At 69.9% G+C, this 8,572-nt stretch carries 8 protein-coding genes and 1 pseudogene; 6 read left to right on the top strand and 3 right to left on the bottom strand.

Going from position 1 to position 8,572, the window contains the following annotated elements:
* Window positions 1-144: 144 nt before the first annotated feature.
* Both nth and AC3WOH_RS34450 read right to left on the bottom strand, forming a co-directional pair.
* Window positions 145-783, bottom strand: a complete 639-nt coding sequence (gene nth / locus AC3WOH_RS34445) for an endonuclease III (protein WP_492233826.1) — start codon at window positions 781-783, stop codon at window positions 145-147.
* Window positions 784-865: 82 nt separating this feature from the next.
* Window positions 866-1,783, bottom strand: a complete 918-nt coding sequence (locus AC3WOH_RS34450; protein ID WP_492233827.1) for a LysR family transcriptional regulator — start codon at window positions 1,781-1,783, stop codon at window positions 866-868.
* A gap of 117 nt (window positions 1,784-1,900) precedes the next feature.
* On the opposite strand from AC3WOH_RS34450, the gene AC3WOH_RS34455 reads away from it, so the two are divergent.
* The 5 genes from AC3WOH_RS34455 (at window position 1,901) to AC3WOH_RS34475 (ending at window position 7,624) form a co-directional block, all read left to right on the top strand.
* The gene (locus AC3WOH_RS34455) at window positions 1,901-3,376 is read left to right on the top strand and encodes an amidase (RefSeq protein WP_492233828.1); all 1,476 of its coding nucleotides are present in this window, start codon (window positions 1,901-1,903) and stop codon (window positions 3,374-3,376) included.
* Window positions 3,377-3,435: 59 nt separating this feature from the next.
* The gene (locus AC3WOH_RS34460; RefSeq protein WP_492233829.1) at window positions 3,436-4,431 is read left to right on the top strand and encodes a Bug family tripartite tricarboxylate transporter substrate binding protein; all 996 of its coding nucleotides are present in this window, start codon (window positions 3,436-3,438) and stop codon (window positions 4,429-4,431) included.
* Window positions 4,432-4,614: 183 nt separating this feature from the next.
* Window positions 4,615-5,667 carry an alpha/beta hydrolase family protein gene (locus AC3WOH_RS34465; protein WP_492233830.1) on the top strand — a complete coding sequence of 351 codons (1,053 nt, stop codon included), beginning with the start codon at window positions 4,615-4,617 and terminating at the stop codon, window positions 5,665-5,667.
* A gap of 66 nt (window positions 5,668-5,733) precedes the next feature.
* Window positions 5,734-6,624: a helix-turn-helix transcriptional regulator gene (locus tag AC3WOH_RS34470; RefSeq protein WP_492233831.1), complete on the top strand. Its 891-nt coding sequence runs from the start codon at window positions 5,734-5,736 to the stop codon at window positions 6,622-6,624.
* A gap of 73 nt (window positions 6,625-6,697) precedes the next feature.
* Window positions 6,698-7,624: an NmrA family NAD(P)-binding protein gene (locus AC3WOH_RS34475; RefSeq protein ID WP_492233832.1), complete on the top strand. Its 927-nt coding sequence runs from the start codon at window positions 6,698-6,700 to the stop codon at window positions 7,622-7,624.
* Between the two features lie 211 nt (window positions 7,625-7,835).
* Here the strand turns inward: AC3WOH_RS34475 and AC3WOH_RS34480 are convergent, their stop codons facing one another.
* Window positions 7,836-8,312 (bottom strand): AraC family transcriptional regulator, encoded by a 477-nt coding sequence (locus AC3WOH_RS34480; RefSeq protein ID WP_492233833.1) that lies wholly within the window; start codon window positions 8,310-8,312, stop codon window positions 7,836-7,838.
* 108 nt (window positions 8,313-8,420) lie between these two features.
* Here AC3WOH_RS34480 and AC3WOH_RS34485 point away from each other — a divergent pair.
* A pseudogene (locus tag AC3WOH_RS34485) lies at window positions 8,421-8,572 on the top strand (PLP-dependent aminotransferase family protein); the annotation flags it as partial.

Consider the following 8,572-nt stretch of genomic DNA (forward strand, 5'->3'; position numbering starts at 1 on the left):
GCGAAGCGGAGGGACGCAGACAGCAGGGCCGCCTTCTCTTTGGTGACTTTCTCTTGGCGGCCCAAGAGAAAGTTACTCCGCCGCCGGGCGGACATCCCGGCCTCCGCCCTCAAAACAAGAGCAGAAGCCACCATCGCCAAAGATTCAAGGCGCCGCCGTCTTCGGCTCAAAATCACAATACTGCGGCACCACACACTCCCAACACCGCGGCTTGCGCGCCTGGCACACATACCGCCCCAGCAGGATCAGCCAATGGTGCGAATCCACCGCGTACGCGTCCGGCACCCTCTTCATCAATTGCAACTCCACCGCCAGCGGGTCCTTGCCCGGCGCCAACCCCGTGCGGTTGCTGACCCGAAAGATGTGCGTATCCACCGCCATCGTCGGCTGGCCGAAGGCGACATTGAGCACCACATTGGCCGTCTTGCGGCCCACGCCCGGCAGGGCCTCGAGTTCCTCGCGCGTGCGCGGCACCACGCTGCCATGCTGCTCCACCAGGATGCGGCAGGTCTCCAGCAGGTTCTTGGCCTTGGTGCGGTACAGACCGATGGTCTTGATGTAGCCCTCCAGGCCTTCGAGGCCCAGGTCCAGGATGGCCTGCGGCGTGCCCGCCACCGGGAACAGCCGGCGCGTGGCCTTGTTGACACCCACGTCGGTGGCCTGGGCCGACAGCAGCACGGCGGCCAGCAGCTCGAACGGGGTGGTGTACTCCAGCTCCGTGTTGGGCATGGGGTTGGCGGCCTTCAGGGCGGCAAAGAAGGGTTCGATCTGCTCGGTTTTCATCGTGGGTGGGCTGGGTTGTTGTTGCCGTCGTTTGGCCTTGTGTGGTGTCCCATTGTCCCGCAGTGCATGGAAAGAGAAGGGTTCAGCCCGGCGTGCGCTCCACCAACTGCGCGCGCAGGAATTCCAGGAACATGCGCGCCGCCGCGGGCAGCGTGCGGCCGCTCAGCGTCTGTAGCTCCACCGCGCGGGCGCTCATGCCGCGCTCGCGGATCTGGGCGGCATGCAGTTCGCCGCGGCGCACGCGGTCGCGCACCGTGACCTCGCCCGAGATCGACAGCCCGCCGCCGTGCAGCGCGAAGTGGGTCAGGGTCTCGAAGTGGTTGCACACCAGCACCGGCTCGAACACCAGGCCGCGCTGGCTGCAGCCGATGTCGAAGAGCTGGCGCACGGTGTTGTCGCGCTCGGGCAGGGCGATGGGGTAGGGGTGCATCTGCGCTAGCGTGACCGAGGCATGGCGTGCCAGCGGGTGGTCGGGCCGCATGATGGCGATGACCGGCGAGGCCTCGCGATGCTGCACCGTGATGTCGCGCTCGGCCGTGCGGCTGTAGGTCAGCCCGATGTCGGCGTCGCCGTTGAGCACGGCCGCGGTCACCGCCGCAGGGCTGGCCACGCGCACACGGAACTGGATGCCCGGGTACTGCGTGCGAAACTGCGCCATCACGCGCGGCAGGAACTCGATGGCAAAACCTGCCGAGCTGCATACCTGCACCAGCCCGGTGTGCAGGCCCTGCAGCGCCTCTATGTCCGCCACCACGCGGTCGGCCTCCAGTGCGCCGCGCCGCGCATGGGCCGCGAGCAGTTCGCCGGCCGCGCTGGGCACCATGCCGCGCGGGCGCCGGTCGAACAGGGGCACGCCCAGCAGGTCCTCGAGCGCCGCCACCTGCCGGCTCACGGCCGAGGGCGAAACGCTCAGGCGCGCGGCCGCCTCGCTCACCGAACCGCTGCGCACCACTTCCAGGAAATAGCGCAGGGCCGTGTCCTGCAGTCGGCTGGAAAGCATGGCACCCCCTTTTTTTGATTTGCGTAAAACGCAACGATAGCGTCTGAAATCGCCGATTGTAGAAAACCGGCGGCCTGCTTATGCTGGCTTACCTCCGACACACAGCGCCCGCATCCCATGCCCGACTTATCCACCCCCTCTGCCACGGGCGCCGCCCCCAGTGGCATCGTGGCCCATACGGCCACCGGCCTGTCGCGCGCCATCCATGCGCGCGAGGTCTCGTGCGTGGAGGTGCTTGATGCCTACCTGGCCCAGGTGGACCGCCTGAACCCCGTGGTCAACGCCCTGGTGGCCATGGCCGACCGCGATGCCCTGCGCAGCCAGGCCGCCGAACGCGATGTGCAACTGGCACGCGGCCAGAGCCTGGGCCCGCTGCACGGCATGCCCCAGGCGCCCAAGGACATCGCGCCCGCCGCGGGCATGATCACCACGCGCGGCTCACCGATCTTTGCCGGCCAGGTCACGGACACCGATGCCGTGGTGTTCGAGCGCATGCGCGCCAGCGGGGCGCTCTTCATCGGCCGCAGCAATTCGCCTGAGTTCGGCCTGGGCGGCCACACCTACAACCCGGTCTATGGCACCACGCGCAATGCCTTCGACCCGGCGCGCTCGGCCGGCGGCAGCAGCGGCGGCGCGGGCGTGGCCGTGGCCCTGCACATGCTGCCCGTGGCCGATGGCTCGGACATGATGGGCTCGCTGCGCACGCCGGCCGCGTTCAACAACGTGTATGGCCTGCGCACCTCGCCTGGCCTGGTGCCGCACGGTCCGTCGGAAGAGGTGTTCTTCCAGCAGTTCAGCGTGACCGGGCCCATGGCGCGCAACATCCCCGACCTGGCGCTGCTGCTGTCGGTGCAGGCCGGCTTCGATGCGCGCCTGCCGCTCACGCGCCGCAGCGAAGATGTGGCCGCTTTCGGCCAGCCGCTGGAGCGCGACTTCCAGGGCACGCGCATCGGCTGGCTGGGCGACCTGGGCGGCTACCTGCCCACCGATCCGGGCCTGTACACCACCTGCGAGAAGGCGCTCGGCCATTTCCGCGCCGTGGGTTGCACGGTGGAGAAGGCCGTGGTCGACTTCGACCTGGACCAGCTGTGGAAGGCCTGGCTCGACCTGCGCAGCTTCAACGTCGCGGGGGCCAACGCAGCCCTGTACCACGATGCGCCCAAGCGCGCTCAGCTCAAGCCCGAGGCGGTGTGGGAGATCCAGCGCGGCCTGGCGCTCACGGCCATGCAGGTTTACGACGCGGCCCGCGTGCGCACGGCCTGGTACCAGGCATTGCGCGGGTTGTTCAAGCGCTTTGACTTCCTGGTGCTGCCTGCCGCCCAGGTGTTCCCCTTCGACGCCAGCCTGGACTGGCCGCACGAAGTGGCGGGGCGCCGCATGGACACCTACCACCGCTGGATGGAGACCGTGGTGCCCGCCACCATGGCCGGCCTGCCTGCGCTGGCGGCCCCCGCAGGCTTCGGCCCCGAGGGCCTGCCCGCCGGGCTGCAGATCATCGGCCCCACGCAGTCTGACGCCGCCGTGCTGCAGATCGGCCATGCGTATGACCTGGCCAGCGGCTACTCCAGGGTGCACAGCCCCCTGCTGCGCTGAGCGCGCGCGCGGCCGTCCCCACCCCATTCCTTCGTTCCCTTGCCCTGGAGAGTTTTCGCATGCCCATGCCGCGTTCCCGTTTCCTGTCGAGTCTGGTGGCCGTTGCGGCCGTTCTGGCGGCGCCCGCCGCGGCGTGGGCCCAGCAGCAACAACAGGGCTACCCCGACCGGCCCATCAAGCTCATCGTGCCCTTTGCGCCCGGCGGTGCCACCGACATCCTGGGCCGCCTGCTGGCCACGGCCATGGGCGAGCGCCTGGGCCAGCCCATGGTGGTGGAGAACCGGGCCGGTGCCGGCACCGTGGTGGGCGCGTCGCTCGTGGCCAAGGCGCCGGCCGATGGCTACACCCTGCTGCTGGGCGCCAACACCACCTTCACGCTGAACCCGGCCATCCGCAGCAACCTGCCGTACGACCCGGTGCGCAGCTTCACACAGCTGGGCCTGGTGGCCGACATGGGCTTGTTGCTGGTGGCCCACAACGACACGCCGGCCGGCACGCTCAAGGAGGTGATCGCCCAGACCCGGGCCGCGCCCGAGAAGTTCTCGTACGGCTCCTACGGCACGGGCTCGTCCGTGCACTTCGGCGGCGAGGTGCTCAAGTCCACCACCGGCGCGAAGATGCTGCATGTGCCCTTCAACGGCAGCTCGCCCAACCTCACGGCGCTGATGGGCGGGCAGGTGCAGTTCGCGGTCGACACGGTGGTGGCTTCCACCCCGCTGATCAAGGCCGGCAAGATCAAGCCCATCGTTGCCCTGGGCGCGCAGCGCCTGGCGTTGCTGCCCAATGTGCCCACCGTGGCCGAGAGCGGCTACCCCGGCTTCGACATGGGCTCGTGGTTCGCCTTCGTCGGCCCCGCCGGCCTGCCCGCACCGGTGCAGGGCAAGCTGGAGAAGGCCCTGGCCGATACCATGGCCTCGGCAGAGTTCAGGAAGAAGCTGGTGGACATCGGCCTCACGCCCTCGTGGTCCAACGGCGACGGCCTGCGTGCGCGCATCGAGCGCGAGCTGCCCGCCATGCGGGCCGTGGCGGCGCGGGCGGACATCCGCGGGGACTGAGCGCGCGATCCGGGCTGAGCGGGGGCGGGCAGAGCGGGGCGGGGTTGGGGGCGCCTGCGCCCGGATCCAGGTGTTTGGCGACACTTTCCCGCATTTCGTCGCAATCCGGTGTGCCGGGCCAGCGGGTCTGCCTACAGTGCCATCCATGCCGCTGCTGTCGCGGTCCTTCCAAAGGCACATACCATGATGACCCTGCTGTTCCAAACCCTCGCTGCGGCCGCCCTGCTGGGCCTGGCCGGCCAGGCGGGCGCACAAGCCCAACAACCAACACAGCAGCAGCAACAACAGGCGGGCTACCGCACCTTCACCGTTCCCGGCGACACGCCCATCCCGGTTGCGCTGTTCTACCCCACCGCGGCGCCGGCCCGTGCCCTGCCCATGGGCCCCTGGCAGCCGTTGGTGGCACCCGGTGCACCCGCTGCCCAGGCGCCGCTCAAGGGCCTGGTGCTGATCTCGCACGGCACGGGCGGCTCCGAGGTGGGCCACCACCACCTGGCCACGCGCCTGGCCCGGGACGGCTACCTGGTCGCAGCCCTGCGCCACCCGGGCGACAACTGGGAAGACCGCTCCATGGTCACCTCGGGCCGCTACTTCAGCGAGCGCCCGCGCCAGGTCAGCCGCGTGCTCGACGCGCTGCTGGCCAGCCCCGAATGGGGCAGTCGCATCCCGGCCGGGCGCATCGGCGCGGTAGGCCATTCCGCCGGCGGCTACACCGTGCTGGCGCTGGCCGGGGCCGAGGCCGAACCCCAGCGCGCCGCCCAGCACTGCCGCAGCGTGCAGGACGACCCCATGTTCTGCTCCCTGGGCAAGCTGCCTGCTGCCGGCCCGCTTCCGGCGGCCCTGGCGGCGCCTGCAGACGCCCCGGGCCGCGACGCGCAGCGCGTCGCCGTGCCCGACCCGCGCATCCGCGCCGTGGTCGCTCTGGCCCCCATGGCCGTGGTGTTCACCCCCGAGAGCCTGGCCGCCATCAGCGTGCCGGTGCGTGTCATCGTGGCCGAGCGCGATACCGTGCTGGTGGGCAAGTACCATGGCGGCCGCGTGGCCGAACACATGCCCCGGGCCCAGGCCAGCACGGTGGCTGGAGCAGGGCACTTCGCCTTCATGGCGCAACCCTCGATGCCACTGCCCTCGGATGCGGGCGATGCCGCAGCCAACCCACCGGGCTTCGACCGGGTGGCCTACCAGCCCGAACTGGAGAACCAGGTGTCGGCGTTCTTCGCGCAGCAGTGGAAGTGAGTCCCGGGGGGTGAAAGGGCAGGGGAGTATGCTGTTCGGCACCCCCAGCCCCGCCTCCCGCTCGCCATGGCTTCTTCTCCCTCTTCTTCCCCGATGCCGCAGATCCTGCTCACCAGCGCCACCCGGGCGTGGCGCGGAATGCAGGCCGATTTCGTGCACATCCCCCGGGGCCGGGTGCAGGTGCCGGGCGGTGAGATGCACCGCCTGGGCATGCATTTCGGCCCACCCGTGCATGCCGATTGCGAGTGTGGTGGCGAGCGCATGCGCCGCGTGCAGAAGCCCGGGGACATCGACGTGGTGCCTGCCGGCGTGGGAGGCTCCTGGGAGGACGATGCCGACTGCCACATCCTGCGCCTGGGCCTCCAGCCCGCGCTGATCGAGCAGGTGGCGCAGGAGCTTGATGTGCCGGCCACCAGGGCGCAACTGGTGCCCCTGCTGCAGCTGCGCGACACGCGCATCGAGGCCATAGCCTGGGCCGTCAAGGCCGACCTGGAGGCGGAGGTTCCCTCCGATCCGCTGTACATTGACCTGCTGGCCAACGCCCTGGCCGTGCGCCTGATCGAGACCGCGGGCGGCCACGCCCTGGCGCCACAGGGCCGCACCGCGCCGAAGATGTCGGCACGCCAGTTGCGGCGCCTCACCGACTTCATCGAAAGCCACCTGGGCCACCGGCTGCACCTGGCCGATCTGGCGCTGGTGGCCGGCCTCAGCGCCACACGGCTGAAGACCCTGTTTCGCAACAGCACCGGCATGCCCGTGCACCAGTACGTCATCCGCCGCCGGGTCGAACATGCGCGCGCCCTGCTCACGAGCACCGCCATGCCCGCGAGCGAGGTGGCGGCTGCGGCGGGCTTTGCCCACCAGAGCCACATGGCCTCCACCATGCGCCGCCTGCTCGGCCACACGCCCGGCGACATCGTCCGCCAGGCGCGCGAAATCGGTCCGAAATTGCAATAGACGGTCTGAATCTGCGCGACGGCAGCGGCGTGCGGCGGCATCCTTGCCCATCTTTGATGCAAGGAAAAAGTCCATGTTCGCAATTGTCGGAGCCGCCGGAAAAGTCGGCTATTCCACTGCACTGGCCCTGCGCGAGGCCGGCCTGCCGGTCCGCGCGGTGCTGCGCGACGCGGCCAAGGCCCCTCGGCTGGCCGCCATCGGCTGCGAGGTCGTGCTGGCCAACCTGCAAGACCCCGAGGCCCTGGGCCAAGCGCTCGCGGGCGCCCAGGCCGTGCAGCTCATCTGCCCGCCCACGCCCCAGGCGCTCGATGCAGTGGGCGACATGCGCCGCTCCATCGACAGCATGGTGAGGGCGCTGGAGCAGGCGCGCCCAGGCCTGGTGCTGGCGATCTCCGACTACGGCGCGCATGTCGCCGAAGACATCGGCATGCCCAGCGTGTTCCACGGCTTCGAGGAAAGCCTGCGCCCGCTGCCGATGCCCAAGGTGTTCCTGCGCTCGGCCGAGCACATGGAGGGCTGGCGTGGCCTGATTCCGGTGGCTGCAGCCACGGGCGTTCTGCCGACATTCCACCAGCAGATCGACAGGCCCTTCCCCACGGTATCGGCGCAGGATGTGGGCCGCATCGCGGCGGACTTGTTGCTGCAGCACCCGGATGTGGAAACCGGCGTGCGTGTCGTCCACGCCGAGGGGCCGCGCCGCTATGCCGCGAGCGATGTGGCTGCAGCCCTGGGCGAATTGCTCGGGCGCCCCGTCACCGCCCAGGCCATCCCCCGCGCGCAATGGATGGAACGTTTTGCCCGCATCGTGAGCGAGAGCATGGCCCGACTGCTCGTGGGCATCTATGACGCCCACCAGCGAGGCGGGCTCATCGACGTCGAGCCCGGTGGGGGCGAGGTGCGCCAAGGGACCACCAGCCTGGTCGAGGCGCTGCGCCCGCTGGTTCCGGGGGGTGATGGCAAATCCGTATCAGTTGTTCATTGCGCTGCACGCCACCCATGACGCATGAAACTGGCGCGGCCAAGGCCAGTGCTCCCGTGCAAGGGCCGCCCCGCCGCACCGGGAGCGTCCCCCTCCCGACTCGCGCAGCGAGTCGAGAGAGGGGCTGAGGGCCGCGGCTCCAAGCCTGCCTGCGCAGGCTTGGACGTGCCCGAAGGGGGGCCGCCTCTGGCGGACACACCGAGGCGCGAAGCGACTCAGGGGGTGTTTCACTTCAGGCCTGTTTGCGCACCGCCGCATACAGCCAGCAGGCAAACGCCCCCGTCTTCGGGTCCACCGCAAAGTCCTCGTCGTAGACCTCCACGGCGGGGCGCGCATCGAATTCCCAGCCTTCGGGCAACTGCCCCGGCGCACCCAGGGCGGCCCAGGCCGCGCCGATCTCGGCGCCCGTGCCGTGAAAGCGCTGGCACAGGTAGTCGCCGCCCGCAAAGTCCTGCACCTGGGCATCGGGCCCCGTGCGCAGGCCCACGCCGACCTGCACGCAGGCGTCGTAGCGGCATTGTTCGGGCGGCGTGCAGGCCGGGTCGTCCAGACTCAGGCCGTAGAACCTGGGGCGCGGCTCGCTCAGGCGGTGCTCGGCGCACCACTGGCCAAAGCGCTCCCACAACTGGCCCAGGGCCGGGCCGTAGGGGCCCGTGTGGCGCATGTAGGCAAGGCGCATCTTCGGCAACTGGCGGATTTCCAGGGGCATGGCACAGGTCTCCAGGGGAATTCTGTCGAAGGGCAAGTCTACGCCGCAGGAAACCTGCACGCCAATTGGCGACAATGGCGGATTCACCGTCCACCGGAATTCCACCCCATGCAATTCGCCGACCGCCTGAACAACGTAGAAACCTCCGCCATCCGCGAGCTGTTCAAGCTCCTGGGCAAGCCGGGCATCATCAGCTTTGCCGGCGGCTTCCCCGACAGCGCCATGTTCGACGTGGAGGGCATCCGCGAAGCCAGCAACCA

It is taken from the genome of Acidovorax sp. FW305-C-20-28 (assembly GCF_058783375.1).